Raw genomic sequence first — 16440 nt, 5'->3', positions numbered from 1 at the left:
TTATAATAGGGTTAATGGTAATACATAAGGGAAGCCGGAACTAACAGGAGGGACAACTTCACCCAAACGATCAGCCGGAATAAAAATCCATTGCTGCCGGATTGTATGGAAGACAGGGATAAGCATATGCTCATAGTCCGTTAAACCTGACTGCACAGGAGCTATGGGAGCCCAACTTTCAGAACCTTTCGCCAACAAGGAACCGATTAAGGCTGTATCGGCTTGCGGATCAACATTATCCAGACTACCTATAGTCCCGCCTGTCATATCAATTTCGAGCAACGAAGTAGATAAATTTTCTGCGTTGTCTTCTTGTTCGATCAAATCATGAGATATAGATTTTTTGTTGCTGTCTTCGATTAATGCATTAGAAAGTGAGGTTGTTTTCTTTGAGGAACGAACAATCAGACCGGAGTTTGCTTCAACAAAACCGTCAGAGGTAAGACCTTCTAAAAAGGTTATAACTTTTTGGGCGGTGTCTGGCTTAGTTTTATTGAGATACGTTTTATCGACAGTTTGTAATACGCTCTTTATTGACTTATCTATTTCTTCCAAGGCACGAAGAGAGGATAATGTATTTTCCTCGGAAAGCTCTGTTTCAGTATTATCCGTTGCGATAATACGGGAACGGATTTCAAGTAAGGTACGAAGGGAGGATAAGACATTTTTATCTGTTAATGATTTTATATCTATCTCTTTAACTATATCTACAGAGTCTCCACTACTACCTGGAATAATAGTGGTATTTCCACTTGAAGAGCGTACAACAGAGGCGCCAGTTGGATAATTCTTTGACCGGGGTTGTGCCGATATAGATTTTGTTTTTATCATTACATCTTTCATACTTCTATCATTATGCACCGAAACTTTCCTTGTTTATAATCAATGGTACCCCCAGTATTGATGAATACCTTACCAACCATAAAATCGTCCGACAACCGGGTAATTGGTGTCAATTCCGGTACCTCTTGTATTTCTTGTGTAAGTTTGATGTGGGTGTCACTATAGCGATTGATTATCCGTCGAATGAGTTGTTCTTCCGGACGGATCATCTTTTCTTCTATTGCTGAGTAAAGATTATCTTCCAGGTATTTATCTCCAAGCATGACTTTACTATAACACGCTCCATCATTATTATAAGAGGATATTTTGAATTCTATTTCGTCTAGCTCATTGATGTAGTCTTCGTTGAGCACATTTTCATAATATCGATCTGAATTACCCTTTGCTGTGTCTGTAAAATCAGCTTCTTGATATATAAATTTTAACCCCTTCAAAAAAAATCCAAATTCATGTAAATTTGTTTCCGCACCAAATACATACGTATATGAAGAGTATATTACCAATTCAAGTTCTCCTGTCAATATTTCATTAATGGGTATCACATAACCGGCAAGACCATTATAAGGCATTTCGAGAACCTTCGTATCTTTCATATTAAACCAATCCACTTCGGAATCTGTGTTTTGAAATTCCAGATAAAAATACGCAAATGGGTTATCAGTCCACTTAGTACCGTTATACCTACGATTTCCGATTTTCAATGAACACATTAACTTAGGAGTAGCATACCATTTACGCTTCCCACCGATGACGCCCATCTCCTTGTTCAGACAACGTCTTAATTGCCCAGTGATACCAAAAGCACCATCAGAGTATGTAGCAGATGCCCCTTTAATAAGAATCACGGGGCGCATATCCATTGCGGAAGATAAATATTGTGGAGGATCCTTCGTAGTCCACCTCACTTGTATTCCGTCTTCATAATTATAACTCGTGATTGACGGAACTAAACCTCCTTTCCCGTCTTCTTTTAAATCATATTCACAGAATTGTATTGGCAATGCCCCCATTAACATGTTTGCCTTATCCTTATTTTCTTTCACCCATTCCAAAGTGACTGCCTCGACTCCTTCTCCTGTTTGATCTTCTTTATATTGTCTCATATCCCACATACCCGGAAGAAGGACAATTTTGTGACTGACCTTATTATTCTGTGTCACATCGGAAGGAATGACCGCTACTGATAAATCATCATAATCTTCATCCGGAGTCAATACTCCCACACTATAGTTACTTGTCTTAACTGTAACTTTATTATATCCGGGTACAAGATCAAGGGAATGATCAGAACCTGCGAACCCCACATTTTGTACATTCAATAAACCCAGAAGATGAATAGTTTCCCACGATTTCATATCTAACGAATATTTCCAATAATCACCTTGGTGGTCTACATCAATAAAATACAAGTCTCCTTTCCAATCTACGCATGTCCAATTAAGGAACTTACAGATTTCCTCTAATACCTCCTTATACGTCATTGCCTTGTCATCTTCATCAAAGAAATTCTGTTCACTGAGGGTCATCTTTTTTAATACGTTATCAATATCTGATTCTGATAAATAGTCCGACTCTGTTTCTGAATACACGTGTGGAAAAACAATGGAATTATACTTTGCATTCGATAAGGTTATAGCATTTTTCAGCAAGGTCCAAAGCGAAACAAACACCTTGCCTTCCTCACCTATTTGTTTATAAAGAATAAATTCAAGCGTTGACATAGCCGACTGACACTCTAACTCCAGCTCAAACAGCTTGGAACTGTAATCCTGTGTGTATAGTTCCGGTTTAATAAAGCCACACCAAGTGACAACATTATTTCTTTTAAAAGTTACTCTATATTGCTGATAAGCAGTAGAATACAAATGTCGAAGATAGTCACTGCCAACCACACATATCTTACCTGTACTGAATCTTGTAGCAACATACATAAAGTCATCATCTTCTATATCCACAGAGAAAGGAGACTCAGCCGGAATAAGCTCAGTTGTTTCTCCGGCATAATCCTCTTTTTCTATTTCGATTACGCAAACTTCATTTTTGAAACTTGCAAATGGTATAATATAAATCAGTCCGTAACTCATAATGTTTTTTTCCCTTGCGATTTAAGTTCATTGTTTATCGTCAGAAGCAAATCTTTACCTCTCACTTTAGTTGTTACAGATTTCGATCCGGATGACGCACCAGTCAACATCCTTCCCGATTGAATAGCCTGCCATAATCTGGACTGTTGGCTTTGATTGAGTATCATTTCACCTGAATTAACTCGAGCCAGCATCTTATCTCCAGAAGACGGACCGCCAGTTATGATACCGCCATTGGCGAATTTAGGAATAGAAGCAAACAGAGCAACAGCTGCAGCGATGGCCGCACCGATAGCGATAAGATTAGCAGGAAATGGTAAACTCGCAGCGCTGGCACCAGCAGCACTCACGCCTTTTGCTGTATTCGCTGCTACTTCTGTATTTGCTGCTATCGTTGTAGCTTGAGATGCTGCCACTTGCGCCGTAGCACCAACAGTAGCATTACTCACCTTTTGTGCCGTTGTGATGCTGTCTACAGTAGCTTCCGCTTGTTTGGCTTTAGCTAATTTATCGGTTAACTCCGTAAGTGTCTGTATCATCTTGATAATAGAAAGAAAAGAATCAACCACATTTGTCATCGCATTCCATACAGCCATAAGTCGCTCCCAACCATCTGCTTCAGACTCCGGATCAAACACCTCATCGAGATTTTTAAAGGATGATACCAGACGATCTGCAGAAGAGGCAATATCTTTTACACCAGAATATACTCCTTCACTGAGTTCTTTTTTTAAACGCTTCACGTCCTCAATAACTTGAGCTATTTTCAATGCATCCTCCAATGAATCTACATTCTGCATTGCCCGGTTTAATTCATCGGTCATTGTTACTCCGGCTTCGTTAGCGGCGTCTTTTAAATCATCACGTAGTTTTTTAGCTACATCTAATTCCTCACCTAAAATGTCTACCTTTGACTTCTTGTAGTCAAAAGTAGTATCTCTTTTTCCAAGAACCGGAGCGGCTATCTGGGACGCCGCCTTGTCTTTCAACTCTTTGATGAATTTATCAGCGGCGTCTCCGATTCCTTTTATAGATATAGCCGAATTAGTGGCAGCAGTGGCAGCATCAATTATCGCTTTGCGGTATTCATCTTCGGATATTAGTTTTTTATCTAATTTACTTTTAGCTATATCAGTAGTTTCCTTGTATTCTTGCTCCACTTTAGATAATTCGGATTGTATTTTAGCCGATTCCGTTACCCGTGGATTCAAAGTGCCCAACAGTGCCGTTGCGTATGTTTTATTTGCATCCGCAGACTTACCAAGTATTCCCCCTAATTTTACGACTGTATCTGCGTTTAGATTATCAATTCCTTCATTATACTTATCTTGAGTAATAGCCCCCGCATCGAGCTGATTTTGATAATTCTTTAAAGATGCATAGTATTCTTCCTCTGCTTTTTGAAGAGGGGCTTTCTTGCTATTATCATCAACATTCGTATTTGAAGACAACTTCAAAGAGTTTGCCATAGCGTTTTCCAACTGTTTAGATGAATCCGCCATGATTTGCCAATAATTGGACATCTCAACCAACTTGTCTTGATAATTTTTAGAAAAACCAACTCCGGGTTTTCTCGCTTGATCAGAATATGTATCAATGCCTTTTTGCAGCGCTTTTCTGGAACCGGTATCTTTGAATTTTGAAATATTATACATCATATAGTCCAAATTACCCTCCTTCATTCCTTGGAGCTTCATCTCCTTCTGAAGTTTCCCAAATTCATGTTCGGCCGACACTTTCTGTTGCGCATAGAATTCAGCTCGTGCAGTTTCTTCTAATAATTTAATCCTATCTCTTATCTTGTCATTAATGCGTTTTTGATAATTTATTTCACTCTCATTTTTTTCCCGGATCACATTTAGACGTTTTGCAATATCCTCAAGTGCTCTCTTTCGGTCATTGTCGCTACGATTAATATCTCCTGCTATATCTCTTAATGCCTCCAATTGAGAAACGTCTACAGATGGCTGTAATTCTGCCGCCTGTTTTTTATAATCGGAAAATATATTTCGTATCCGATTAGCCTCTTCACGTAGGTTTCTAAAATAGCCAACTACGGCAACTACTCCAGCAATAAGCATCGCCCAAACAGATGTTTTCGCCATAGCCCATAATGAAGTACCAAGACGTTTTATTTGTCCACTAATAATAAGACTTGCTTTTTTGAATCCATTAGCCCCTACCATGGCAGCAGTAGTAGTAGATATAACCTTTTGTTTATCCAATGCCTTTTGTTCTACAACACGAGCCTTTTCTAAAGAACTTTCAGTGGCTATCCTTGCACGTACAGCCTTTTCTTTTGTAACCTCAGCGATTATAACGTCTTTAGCCACGCCATTAGATAGGGCAATCTCATAATTGGATATTGCGACCAATTCAGCTTTCTTTTTAACCGCCAGAGTCCCTTCGATAGTAACGCGTCTTTCAGTGGCCCTAATAGCTTGTGCGGAAGCTCTCTCTCCGCTCATTGCTGTTTTGTCATAAGCAGCCGACCAACTACGCCATACTTTAGTCGCTGCATTTGTTGCTATAAATACAATAGCTGCAAAAGAAACAGTCAATAAATGTTTTAAATTATTTCCCAATGTTTGTATTGCATCTGTCAACCAGTCTATCAGAGCTTTATACTTACTTTGTGCATCTGTTCCATTGACGAACTCTGTGAATACGTTCTTTAAGCGATTTACTGACGTCTCTAAGTTGTCAGTATCTACATTTGGAATCATCTCGTTCAAAGCCTCAGCGAACTTAGGAAGCACATCTGCACTCATCAGCTTACCTTGTTTCAGTAACTTATCAAGTCCGGCAACAGAAACACCGGCAGCCTTAGCCATTGCCTGTAATGCAATAGGTAGTCGTTCTCCCATCTGTAAACGTAACTCTTCAGAACTGATCTTTCCCTTACTCATCATCTGAGAAAGAGCAAGGAAAACACCATTACTATCATCAGCACTCATGCCGAAAGCTGTAACAGCCCGGGAAACAGATTCAAAGATTTTACGTTGGTCCATCATGGACATACCGGAAATGGAAGCAGCGGCCGTAAATTTGGCAAAATTCCCGGTCAAAGCGTTAATCTCTAATCCGTACTTCTTTGCCATATCGATCAGGAACCTTTGATTATCGGCAAACTGTGCCATTCCTCCGGAAACGTTCTTCAATGCTGTAGTTACCCGGTTGGTCTCCTTGGCTACATCGATAAGACGGGAAACAAAATTGCTTAATCCTAATCCACCGGCACCAAGTGCGACAGCAAAGGTTAATATTTGCATCTGTATTGCACGGAATCCGGCTTTTACCTGGTTTGTGCCCTTCTTGAAGTTTTCAGTAAGAAGGTTTATCGCAATACTGAATGATAATTTACTTGCCATAATAATCTGATTTTTTCGTGTTCATAAAATTCTCAAATCTTTCCATACCCTCATTAATAGCTCTTTCAGCTTCTATCTTAGCTTCTTCCTCTTCCCAAGGGAATATTATCAGATCCTTATCTCCGTTTTTCATCTTTTTAGCGTCTATATGTGGCATCATGGTAAAGAAGGTCCATAAGCGATTACTCTCCATTTCTTCCTTACGCATCTTCTCGTAAGAACCTATATACATAGGCAAATCACATAACTCCATTTCATTCATGGCGTAATGGGCATCCAAGCCTGCCATTATTAAAGTAGATACAATACTACCTATGTATTCAGGGCGACCCTCAGCATTGCCGATACCTGATATGGTTGTCTTTTTTTGAAACTGATCCACTATTTCCATGATTCTTCCTAGATCGTAAGACATAGCATTTATAAACCTTTCATCTGCCAGTACCCCCCGAAAAACTTCAAAAGTATACCCGGGCTTATTATCACTGGTGATATACATAGTATAAAGTAAAGATTCTACGTCTTCTTTATCGGTATAATCTACCTGCGAAAAAGACTTTTTCCGCATCTGTTCCCAGCGTATTATTGTCTTTATGGTAAGACGATGAAATTTACCTATTAGAATTGGCTTAAATTTTGGAGGTACAGGTATATGAGATGGCTCCGGACGCTTATTTCGATTTATAATCGCATTGTCTATAGCTATACATGTAATCCATATAAGAAATAAAACACTCAAACAAAAAAGAAGTATTTCCATAATGATTTCATATTAAAAAAAGGCGGCCATCATAGGACCGCCTTTACAAACATTCGTTTATTAGCTATACTGAAGGATCTTCTCCTTCCCCTTCTCCCCCTGACACAATTCCTTCTACTGGTTTCAATGCACCCACTCCCTTAAAAGATGCACTGACAGAAACAATCTGACCGTTATCCGATTTAATAGATAGAGAGGTGATGATAACTTTACCGGTATAGTTTTTTTGTTCAGTATCCTTTGTGTATGTACCGCCAAAATTGTCCTTATCAGTAGCCTTTGCACTCCCGAAAAAGAAATCTAAAGGATCACCTTTAATCTGCTTATCCAGCAGGGTATCAAAGCTCATTGCTCCCTCTTTGCGTGTCAGAAGTGATTCACTGGAAATAGTGAAACTCTTCTTTCCGGAAAGAGAACCGGACCAATCACCCATCATCTTGTTTGAAATATCAAGTTCTTCTGTACTGATATCCAATCCTGCACTTGATCCGAATGCTATCGGATCTTCTCCTACAAAAAGCATTAATTCACCTCTAAAGATGTCTACGCTTGAATCTAACTTTTTATCTGCCATATATTTAATTGTTAATTATTACCATTCTACTAAAAACTCGACAGGTTTCATATAATTAGGAGATTCTCCGTCTTCGTCACTATCACTCACTTTGATTTTCATATATGGATTTTCGTAAGTTCCTATGAGAGTATCCACTATAAGCCACGCTAACTCATCCGTACGTCCACAAGTACTACTGACAACCGTATAACAGACTTTCATGCTGAATAAGGTTATTCCCATATTGTTGCTTTCTGATTTTAATCCATAACTCTTATAAAAGATGGCATCTCCTTTCGTCTCCTCATTCAAAACGACTGGCAATATATTCCCATTAACACAGGATGCAATACGTTCATTATTTATAAGTAAATCGCGCATTGTGTTTTTTATCTCGTAATCAGGAAGTTTACCCATTTTATCCTTTGTTTTTAATCCGTTCTACATATTTCTCAACTCCCTTGCGTACACTATCCAAGGCTTTATTGGAATCCTGGTCTTTTGTATCTTTCCAATAACCTAAAGCCGGCCCATATCCTCTATAATCATATCTCTTAGTATGCCTACTCCCTGTTCCTTGATCTAACAACCAGCTATGCCTTCCTTCAGGATAACCAAAACCAGACAGAACACCTAATTTATTCCTCTTTACGCGCACTTTAAAAGATTTAACAAGATTGCCTTTCTGGCCGTAAGGCGTTTTCATGCGTAATTTTAATCTTAACACGCCTCCCCTCTTTAGAATTGCCCCACCAGAATATAATCCGGAGCGAATTGCCTTATCTTTATCGATTTCCCGTAATTCATTAATTAGATACAATACATCGTTTCTAACTTCTTTTATGGTAATGACATCCATTATGCATTAATTTTAATACAAGTTATTTCACAAGAATTATTATGGAATTTACGATCTATATCAAGAATTCTATATGTTTTTCCTTCATAAATAATTCGCAAATTTTCATTTATTGTACTATGGAATCTAACCCAAAAGACCAATTTTAAATCCACAAACTCTTCCCCGGCATTAATTACTATATTATCAGATGACTTTCTCTTTCTACGTTCAGTCGGAACATTAGTCAACTCTTTCGAAGCAGGAACCCATTCCGTTAACTGTTCTCCGTTTCTTGCCTGAGTTCTTTCTGCTTTAAGAAATGAGATTCTTTCACGTGGCATCATACGGTTCTTCCTCTAAATTTTATAAAGGGGGTTATGGATTCTTCTACAATTCCAGTATTGTACGGTCTGGAAAATGATAATTCAGAAGGTGTATCAAATCTTGTTACTACTTTTACAATAATCGCATCACGTAAAGCAGCATTTAAATTACCTTCTTCGTCTACATAATCAGTAAGTGGACATTGTAGCCTTTCCTCTAAAAGAATATGAGCACGCTCTATCATTCGTTTTAGATTTGCATCATCCGTACCATAATCGACATAACCCGGTATCGATCCTTTGACCTCTTCTATAGTCACAAATAATTTCACTTCTATCAAATAAATGGCGGGCCGCGAACCCGCCCAGTTAAACATTTCAAAAACATCTATAAAGCATTAGGAGCAGGATCCTGACAAACTGACTACAACACCGGTTGCTCCGGTACTCGACAACGTTAATGTAGCTGTATGTTGACCGGAAGCATTAGGTGTATAAGTTACAGTAACCTTTGTACCCACGTTTCCGGCATCATCTTTGGCAATATTTTGTTTATTGATAGCAAACAATGATTTATTGTCACCGCCAAGCGCCAAAGAAATGCCCGCCGTTAGATTTGCACCAGAAATGAATAAATCTTTGGTAGTTGCCACGCCAGATGTCGTACTCAATGATGGGGTTGCATTGTCAACTCCGACAGACGGAATGGTTGTTATCTTCGCAATTCCAAACGCTTCCGGGCGAACCGTAAGCATGTCAAAATCTGTATTCATAACAAAGTACACAAGGTTCTTCTTTGCTCCAGTATAGGGATCTACAATAATATGCATTTTACCGAACTGACCCACCAATTCATAATTGAATATTCCGAAGCCTAATACCCCGTCACCGACATATTCGGTCATAAATACAGGAAATCCGTTAATCAGCCCATTTTCGATCACCATTCTACCAGAACCTGCATCTCTGGGGGTAGCTTCTAAATCTGCATAAGTCGTAGCGGAGCAAACATAAGCGGCGGTACCGTCAAAAACAACACCTGTAGCCATTACTCTACCTTTCAAAGCTACTGCATCTTTAAATTTAAACTCAGATCCACATACAAGCGTAGGTGCATTTTTGACAAAACACCCTTCTGAAGCTTTAGAAGTGATCTTTGTCAAATTGAACATCCAACGGTTGAGTAAACGTGTTAATCCCATTGTCATTTGTGTTCTTACAATCTCTAACAACGCACTATTACTTTGGTCTATAGCTCTGTTTGATACGGGAATAGCCAAAGATACGCGCTTCGGGGATGGTTTGAGTTTGGAGATATCTATAGTAGTATCGGCAACTTCGGCATTTTCATCTTCTATAGTCGCTTCTATCCCTGCAACTACAGGTAATACAAAATCGCCTGTCAGCCCGTATTGCATCTTACATCCCACCTTTGAAAGGATTAACCCTTTCTCCAGAGGCTGAATAATATCTCCAATAGTAAGCGGGATCAATGGAGCAGCAGAGGCCGTATTTTGTACGGAACGATTCAAGGGAATTGCTATTTCTTCACCACTTACGAATCCTTCGCAACCTTCCGGCAGTGAACGTTTTTTTACAATGGAAAAGACAGCTTCTGCGAAAGCTCTTTCATAAGTTGCCTCCTGATCATTTACTTTATCATCATCACTCATCAAACGAGCAGAACGGAGCTTTAAAATCTCTCTTTCCTGCACTAAAGCATCTCTTTCCGTAATTTCATCCTGGCTTAAGGATCTTTTTTCTGTTTCTACCGAATCAGCCATCTCACTCAAACGGGTGTTAATCTCTGCGATTCTGACTCTGTTTCTTCTTACTTCTGGTTTCATCTTACATTTTTATTAAGTTACGTAATTCTTTTAAATCTTTCTTATAGTTATCATCCGGTTGCTCGAAACTACTTTCAATACTACGAACGTTTACTTCTGTTCCTATGTACGCGGGATTTGCAACGATACTTATCTCCCGGATAATATCAATTTTATGAACTCTGCGAAGTATAATTCCATCTGAACGCTTCGACCAGGTAACATTTTTCTTCTCATCAGTCCAATAACCAAAGGATGAGCCGAATATATCCCCTCTTTTCACCATTTCAACAGAGTAATCCCCATCAGCTGTACCAGGAGAGTCTAATCCGTATCCTAATCCGTATGTGTCGAGATTCAGATTCAAAGAACCTTTTCCCAAATTGCTTCTTGCAATCATTCGTTCATAATTGTGCTCTATCAGTGCCCTTATATCACTACCCCTTATCAATTCTTCCGTAACAGCTCCCGGGTCAATGATTTCTATAAAGCATTTACGAAGTACAGGATCATACATATATTTACTTTCTTGCCCGAAAACAACTGCATATCCTTCAATTCTCCTTTCAGAGGTTAATTTCGGGGCGGCATCGCCGCCATAACTTCTAATTTCTAATTTTTCCATACACATCTCTTTACACTACCTGACTTTCTCTGTTCACGGGTGGCACTTTATTTGAGTTTTTAGTATTATTTTTAGTTCCGACTGTTTTAAGTGGGGTTACATTACAACTTATCATAGGTTCATCACCTCCGGAAACAGGAGAAAGCCCCTTTTTAGCGCGATATTCATTAACTGTATATATTCCGTACTGAATGCATTTTTCCATATGCATGGTCATAGTTTCGATATCTGTTTGATAGAAAGCATCCAGATCGAATTCAATGCGGTATTTACTATATAATCCTTTAGATATCAGTTTTACATAAAATTCGTTAGATATTTGTCTCAACATCGGCTGTAAAGTATCTGTCATGTATTGTACCTGACTCATTTCACTGGCTTTGTAGTTCTGGCTTTGACCGGCAAACGCCTTATCCGGATGTACACCAAGAAAACGGCAGATATCCAATACCGAAAATTTGTTCTGCTCCATTAGCTGAATGTCGGCAGGAGACATTGATAGAGGGTTGAATTTAGTTTGACCTGGTAGATATGTGATCGTTTCTCCCTTCCTCAATTCTTCACGGAAACGAAAGGCAATATCTTCAAGTTGGGATTCTTTATACTCCTTATATCCTTTAACAGTACTCTCTGCATCACCGCTTATAAAACCTTTATAAGTATTTCCCGGTTGGAAATTATATTCACTCTGATTATTTGCGCTTGCTGCAATACCAAGAACCTTTGAAGCATACCGAATTGTACTTTCTCCTGTGTATCCACCATCAAGACTCATATTACGTAAGTGTATGATTTCATCACAGTCCAATGTTACATAGATACTGTTTACCGGATCGTTTACCATATAGATATTCAGCATTTTATCATAGCTCACACTCCCCGGACTAAGCAATATCAAACTATACAACTCTTCTCCTCTCCATTCTGGGTATATATAGGCATTCCCGGTGTTTACCATTTGGATAACAGCATTACGGATCATTTCACTGGCTGTCTGCCTACTATTTGGACGTACGCTTAACAGATAGTTCAACGGATTCTCTTCATCGACCATGAATACACCGTTTTTCTTCCGTTTCAATTGCATTGGAAGTGAAGCAATACTTCCGCTAAGAATGGATACACACCTATAGTAAGTCGCCAGTTTCATGGCTGTTTCCGGTCCAATTATCATACTGACGGGTTCATTAATATTACGTATGGTTACATCCGGAGAGGTGACCGTTTCGAAATATCCACGCTCTTTAACCGGTTCCAGTGCTAAGTCCGGTTCTTTTTTATTCGTTTTCCAAAATTTCAAGTTCATCGTTCAAAATTATTATATAGGTAAAATGTCATCAATGCTGTAATTGCACCGTCTATCTTTGTATTCTTGCTACGTTTAATGGGTTTCCTGTTTTCCAATCGATCTTCATCCATCACTGCATTACCGAAGCAGTACCAATTGATGGGGTTTTTATTAAATGTAACATGGCCGGTTCTCGCTGCTATCTCGAAGCTTTCAACCGGACTTGTGAAAGTACCATATGTTTGCTTGATGGGAAGTAATACTTTTTTAGCTCCACTTGCGGCCATCATGTTAATAAAGTCTACACTTTTAAATGGATCATAACCGATATTGAGGATACATATCTGTTTGTTGTTTCGACTGTTTATATCGTTGACAATTAACCGATAATCTATTACATCACCATCACACAATCTTAAATGTCCTGAAGATACCCACTTTTCATATAATTCTCTGTTGGGATGATCCTTTAGCCTACCACGCGGAAAATAATAATCTGTATGTATATGAAATGTTCTGGTAGACTCAATGTAAATATTGTAACTTACTGCGCTAAAATCGTCACTAACAGACAAATCCACAGCTACCATTGCATCAGGATAATTCTTTAAAGACTGTAAATCATCATCCTGTTTACACATGGATTCTATTTCATCAGATGTGAACCAAACGGAATCGGCATTCCGAACAAAGAGGTTTAATAATTTGGTACGGAACGTCATCATGTCATCTGCCGTCATAAGTGCCTTTCGATACTCATTTTCATAGAAATCGGATTGTACTGTAATCCCAAGATGAGGTTGAACTTTAGCCCATGTGTGTGGATCATCTTCTGCATCGTCTATATCCGGTTCAAAAATGTGTGCAAAAATGGAATCATTGTCAGACTCCCCGCGAAGAACTGATTTGTAAGACTCTAGCATTTCGACAAAAGGGCTTTCAAGTTTATCAGATGCAGTTGTAATGACAATAGTCAAAGGATTAACCCTCGCCCCCATAGAAGAAGTTAATACATTCTTTAATTCAGCACTGTCTGCCTGAGAGTATTCGTCGAGTATAACCATACTAGCGTTTAAACCGTCAAGTTTATCCGGATTAGAAGCAAGACAGCGGGCAAATGATGTGCTCCCGCGACTTTTGTTGAAAACTTGCTCTCGATTTATTTTGAAATGTCTGAATTTAGGGTCCAGGCTTTTTAGTATATTTTTTATTTCCCCAAAACAGACTTGTGCCTGATCATAGCTGTTTGCTGCTACATAAGCCTGTGCGTTAGAGTCTCCGAATAACAGATCATAAATAGCTAATGAAGCTACAGAGGTGGTTTTACTATATTTTCTAGGGACAAACAATAGAGCATCACGACACAAACGTTTTTCCGGGGTTTTATAAAATCCTAAAATATTGGCAAACTGGAAAACCTGTATAGGAGTAAGTTTGTATCTGGTACGTCCTTTCAGACCCGAAAACTTCAAAAACTCATAGAAAACTATAAAGGCTTTTATCTCTGAACTTTTAAATATATACGTTTCCAGCAAACGAAAAAAGCGTAATATAGATAGTAACTCATATAAATTATGATCCTCTGGATTATCGATTACAGATTTTACATAGTTATATAAACGTTCGTCTGTATCATAAATCCCATACGCATCCACATCAATACCACTCAATCTTGATACGGTATCTTGCTTTAATTTTATGATATCAGCCCTTTCTAACATCACGTACCTTTCGTTTAAGTTCCTCTACTTCGTCATTTGTAGTATCAGCACCGATACTGTCGGGTGTCAGATGTAATTCTCTTAGCCATTTCAAGGAATATTCGCTTGACTTTAACCAGAGATATGCTTTTTGTACATTGACATTATTTCCATCCTTATCATCAAACACCCCGGATATGCCTCTTAATTCAATAGCAAGCTTACCAGCAAATAATATAGAATCTGCAGCTGCTTCCACGGCTTTCTCCATTGCTTTTGAGTAAGCATTTTGATTTTTTAATGCAGAACGTAGGTCTTTTTTTATTTTTTCTATGTCATCCATAACACTGTCTTATATCATAACCTCCGTTATAATCGTTATGGGTGGCACTTTATATGAATACCCTCCCCCCCTTTGATAATTTGTTCTTAGCCCCTCCCCCTATGATTTTATGTCACGTATGACGGAGAAGGGACGTGTGGGTTTCCAGCACATAGGTGGGGTCATAAAAAAAGCCCCCCCGGGATGGAGATTGCTATCCAATATAATGATGTATTACTTGTTATATTCTTTCTAATACATACAAGCAAAATCTCTTTAAACTATCATAATAGAAAAGCCCTGCCTTATTAGGGCAGGGCTGGCAATGTACATAGGTAAGTGTATTAATCAAACGAAATGAACATTGCTTAATTCTTTTCCAAACTGTTGCAAAGCTGATTGTATTTTTTCAACAGTCCTTTTGCTTGGATTTCTGCGACCTGTAACATAGTGACTTAATTGTCCCTGTGCAACTCCAGTAATACGCTCAAGACCGGCCAAAGATAACTTATCACTATAATACGATAGAAATGAAGGAATATCATAGCTAAACTCAAACTCTACCTCCTCGAACGGTTTATCTTCAGAAGCATAATACGCTTTCATACCTTCATAAGCAGCATTAAAGTCTTTCAACGTTTCATCAATAGTGTGACCAGTACCGATTATCCCATAAGATAGATTATCCTCATCTGGCATATATGCACTATAATCACCATCAGAAGCTCTTTCAATAAATACTCTAACTTTCTTCATATTCAATTATCTTTTTATTTAATATAATTACTCGGAAGAAGGCGGGAATTAAATCCCCGCCAATCTTTTGATGTTCTTTAGAGTTCCGGTTGCAACCTCTTGTGCTTCATGGTGGCTAGTGGTAAACTCTTTACCTGTTTTGGGACTGAACCAAAGAGGATGGCCTGCTTGCGTCTTTCCCAAAGGATAACAACCATTTTTCTTTAGAATCCGATGTAACTCATTGTACTTCATGTTAATTATCGCTTGATTAATACAATACAAAGATATGAATATTAATATCATCCACAAAGAGAATGAGATAAAAGATATTCTTTTTAATATCATTTAATGTTTATCTCAGGTATTTGGAAACAAAAGATTCCGTTCTTCTTTTATTGTTGGCTTGTACTGACTCCTTAGTATGACTGAATAATTGTCGATGTATTTCTACATGGCAACAATGACACAGGCTCTTTAAATTTGAGTATTGAAACATTAACTGCTTCATTTGGTAATACCCACTAACTGACTCTACAGGTATAACATGATGTACTTCTGTAGCAAGAACAATTTTATTACTTTGTTTACATTGCTCACATAACGGGTTACTTTTTAGCTTTTTTATTCTTAACAGTTTCCATTCTTTAGATCTGATCAACTGCTTATATATTGGGTTTCTACTCATCATTTACAGATTTTATTATAGATATTCTTTTAGGCTTTTCGAATTCAACATGTTTTTCTGCTGCTGAAAACTCATCAAACATTGATTCAATATCATAGGGAACTGGTTCCATTTGCGAATCTGATTCACGATCAGCTACGCGCAAGAAACAATGTATCAGACTTTGAACTATCTCATAGACACTATTAAAGCCATATTTGTCTTTTATCTCATTCAGACGCTTATAAGTTTCCGGAGTAACCCTTGAATAGACTTTCTTTGTCAAAATTTTCTTTTTATTTCCCATATTATAATCTTATTTTATTCATTGTATTTCTTATCGGTTTTGACCATTATATTCCTTTTTTCGATATATTTGCATAACATCTAATATATATGTCAAGTAAATATAAAATTACAAATGTTATTGTCTGGTTTATAGCAATCATAGTAGTCATGTTGATTGCTATTCTTATTATATCGGTAATAATACTTGGAG

The 16440-nt window shown here is 38.1% G+C and carries 18 protein-coding genes; all 18 read right to left on the bottom strand.

The features are described from left to right. The 18 genes from ACESQI_RS03885 to ACESQI_RS03800 all read right to left on the bottom strand — a co-directional run bounded on the left by ACESQI_RS03885 (position 1) and on the right by ACESQI_RS03800 (position 16248). The gene (locus ACESQI_RS03885) at positions 1-843 is read right to left on the bottom strand and encodes a hypothetical protein (RefSeq protein ID WP_373125469.1); all 843 of its coding nucleotides are present in this window, start codon (positions 841-843) and stop codon (positions 1-3) included. Continuing rightward, positions 840-2927 (bottom strand): hypothetical protein, encoded by a 2088-nt coding sequence (locus ACESQI_RS03880; RefSeq protein ID WP_278511802.1) that lies wholly within the window; start codon positions 2925-2927, stop codon positions 840-842. Before ACESQI_RS03880 ends, ACESQI_RS03885 begins: the two co-directional genes overlap by 4 nt. Further along, a complete protein-coding gene (locus ACESQI_RS03875; protein ID WP_278511805.1) occupies positions 2924-6298 on the bottom strand; it encodes a tape measure protein in 3375 nt (1124 codons plus the stop codon). Before ACESQI_RS03875 ends, ACESQI_RS03880 begins: the two co-directional genes overlap by 4 nt. Then, complete coding sequence (locus ACESQI_RS03870) at positions 6288-6866, bottom strand: hypothetical protein (RefSeq protein ID WP_278511807.1); 579 nt, start codon at positions 6864-6866, stop codon at positions 6288-6290. Before ACESQI_RS03870 ends, ACESQI_RS03875 begins: the two co-directional genes overlap by 11 nt. Positions 6867-7122: 256 nt before the next feature. After that, positions 7123-7632: a phage tail tube protein gene (locus tag ACESQI_RS03865; RefSeq protein ID WP_278511810.1), complete on the bottom strand. Its 510-nt coding sequence runs from the start codon at positions 7630-7632 to the stop codon at positions 7123-7125. An 18-nt stretch (positions 7633-7650) separates the two neighbouring features. Next, positions 7651-8031, bottom strand: a complete 381-nt coding sequence (locus ACESQI_RS03860) for a hypothetical protein (protein ID WP_278511813.1) — start codon at positions 8029-8031, stop codon at positions 7651-7653. A gap of 1 nt (position 8032) precedes the next feature. Continuing rightward, the gene (locus tag ACESQI_RS03855; RefSeq protein WP_278511816.1) at positions 8033-8473 is read right to left on the bottom strand and encodes a hypothetical protein; all 441 of its coding nucleotides are present in this window, start codon (positions 8471-8473) and stop codon (positions 8033-8035) included. Continuing rightward, entirely contained in the window at positions 8473-8799 is a 327-nt protein-coding gene (locus tag ACESQI_RS03850; RefSeq protein ID WP_278511818.1) for a phage head closure protein, read from the bottom strand. Before ACESQI_RS03850 ends, ACESQI_RS03855 begins: the two co-directional genes overlap by 1 nt. After that, entirely contained in the window at positions 8796-9098 is a 303-nt protein-coding gene (locus ACESQI_RS03845; RefSeq protein WP_278511820.1) for a hypothetical protein, read from the bottom strand. Before ACESQI_RS03845 ends, ACESQI_RS03850 begins: the two co-directional genes overlap by 4 nt. Positions 9099-9176: 78 nt before the next feature. Further along, a complete protein-coding gene (locus ACESQI_RS03840) occupies positions 9177-10625 on the bottom strand; it encodes a phage major capsid protein (protein WP_373125468.1) in 1449 nt (482 codons plus the stop codon). Position 10626: 1 nt separating this feature from the next. Further along, on the bottom strand, positions 10627-11229 hold the full coding sequence (locus tag ACESQI_RS03835) for an HK97 family phage prohead protease (protein WP_373125467.1): 603 nt from the start codon (positions 11227-11229) through the stop codon (positions 10627-10629). Positions 11230-11239: 10 nt separating this feature from the next. Next, complete coding sequence (locus ACESQI_RS03830; RefSeq protein ID WP_373125466.1) at positions 11240-12535, bottom strand: phage portal protein; 1296 nt, start codon at positions 12533-12535, stop codon at positions 11240-11242. Further along, a complete protein-coding gene (locus ACESQI_RS03825; RefSeq protein ID WP_373125488.1) occupies positions 12532-14238 on the bottom strand; it encodes a terminase large subunit domain-containing protein in 1707 nt (568 codons plus the stop codon). Before ACESQI_RS03825 ends, ACESQI_RS03830 begins: the two co-directional genes overlap by 4 nt. Continuing rightward, complete coding sequence (locus ACESQI_RS03820; protein ID WP_289292510.1) at positions 14222-14560, bottom strand: hypothetical protein; 339 nt, start codon at positions 14558-14560, stop codon at positions 14222-14224. Before ACESQI_RS03820 ends, ACESQI_RS03825 begins: the two co-directional genes overlap by 17 nt. Positions 14561-14887: 327 nt before the next feature. Continuing rightward, the gene (locus ACESQI_RS03815; protein WP_289292512.1) at positions 14888-15295 is read right to left on the bottom strand and encodes a type II toxin-antitoxin system HicB family antitoxin; all 408 of its coding nucleotides are present in this window, start codon (positions 15293-15295) and stop codon (positions 14888-14890) included. Positions 15296-15343: 48 nt separating this feature from the next. Further along, complete coding sequence (locus ACESQI_RS03810) at positions 15344-15529, bottom strand: type II toxin-antitoxin system HicA family toxin (protein WP_289292514.1); 186 nt, start codon at positions 15527-15529, stop codon at positions 15344-15346. Between the two features lie 100 nt (positions 15530-15629). Then, entirely contained in the window at positions 15630-15962 is a 333-nt protein-coding gene (locus ACESQI_RS03805) for an HNH endonuclease (protein WP_373125487.1), read from the bottom strand. Then, positions 15955-16248, bottom strand: a complete 294-nt coding sequence (locus tag ACESQI_RS03800; RefSeq protein WP_289292517.1) for a hypothetical protein — start codon at positions 16246-16248, stop codon at positions 15955-15957. The genes ACESQI_RS03805 and ACESQI_RS03800 overlap by 8 nt, the downstream gene beginning before the upstream one ends. Positions 16249-16440: the final 192 nt, after the last annotated feature.

The sequence above is a fragment of the Bacteroides sp. HPS0048 genome, from assembly GCF_964240755.1.
Lineage (GTDB): Bacteria > Bacteroidota > Bacteroidia > Bacteroidales > Bacteroidaceae > Bacteroides > Bacteroides nordii.
This window is presented reverse-complemented; position numbering and strand designations above follow the sequence as displayed.

Bases quoted from the DNA above. Each gene is read 5' to 3' on its own strand.
- ACESQI_RS03855 (WP_278511816.1), bottom strand. From the start codon at position 8,473: ATGGATGTCATTACCATAAAAGAAGTTAGAAACGATGTATTGTATCTA.
- ACESQI_RS03815 (WP_289292512.1), bottom strand. From the start codon at position 15,295: ATGAAGAAAGTTAGAGTATTTATTGAAAGAGCTTCTGATGGTGATTAT.
- ACESQI_RS03820 (WP_289292510.1), bottom strand. From the start codon at position 14,560: ATGGATGACATAGAAAAAATAAAAAAAGACCTACGTTCTGCATTAAAA.
- ACESQI_RS03870 (WP_278511807.1), bottom strand. From the start codon at position 6,866: ATGCGGAAAAAGTCTTTTTCGCAGGTAGATTATACCGATAAAGAAGAC.
- ACESQI_RS03865 (WP_278511810.1), bottom strand. From the start codon at position 7,632: ATGGCAGATAAAAAGTTAGATTCAAGCGTAGACATCTTTAGAGGTGAA.
- ACESQI_RS03830 (WP_373125466.1), bottom strand. From the start codon at position 12,535: ATGAACTTGAAATTTTGGAAAACGAATAAAAAAGAACCGGACTTAGCA.
- ACESQI_RS03835 (WP_373125467.1), bottom strand. From the start codon at position 11,229: ATGGAAAAATTAGAAATTAGAAGTTATGGCGGCGATGCCGCCCCGAAA.
- ACESQI_RS03850 (WP_278511818.1), bottom strand. From the start codon at position 8,799: ATGATGCCACGTGAAAGAATCTCATTTCTTAAAGCAGAAAGAACTCAG.
- ACESQI_RS03825 (WP_373125488.1), bottom strand. From the start codon at position 14,238: ATGTTAGAAAGGGCTGATATCATAAAATTAAAGCAAGATACCGTATCA.
- ACESQI_RS03885 (WP_373125469.1), bottom strand. From the start codon at position 843: ATGAAAGATGTAATGATAAAAACAAAATCTATATCGGCACAACCCCGG.
- ACESQI_RS03875 (WP_278511805.1), bottom strand. From the start codon at position 6,298: ATGGCAAGTAAATTATCATTCAGTATTGCGATAAACCTTCTTACTGAA.
- ACESQI_RS03810 (WP_289292514.1), bottom strand. From the start codon at position 15,529: ATGAAGTACAATGAGTTACATCGGATTCTAAAGAAAAATGGTTGTTAT.
- ACESQI_RS03840 (WP_373125468.1), bottom strand. From the start codon at position 10,625: ATGAAACCAGAAGTAAGAAGAAACAGAGTCAGAATCGCAGAGATTAAC.
- ACESQI_RS03805 (WP_373125487.1), bottom strand. From the start codon at position 15,962: ATGAGTAGAAACCCAATATATAAGCAGTTGATCAGATCTAAAGAATGG.
- ACESQI_RS03880 (WP_278511802.1), bottom strand. From the start codon at position 2,927: ATGAGTTACGGACTGATTTATATTATACCATTTGCAAGTTTCAAAAAT.
- ACESQI_RS03800 (WP_289292517.1), bottom strand. From the start codon at position 16,248: ATGGGAAATAAAAAGAAAATTTTGACAAAGAAAGTCTATTCAAGGGTT.
- ACESQI_RS03860 (WP_278511813.1), bottom strand. From the start codon at position 8,031: ATGGGTAAACTTCCTGATTACGAGATAAAAAACACAATGCGCGATTTA.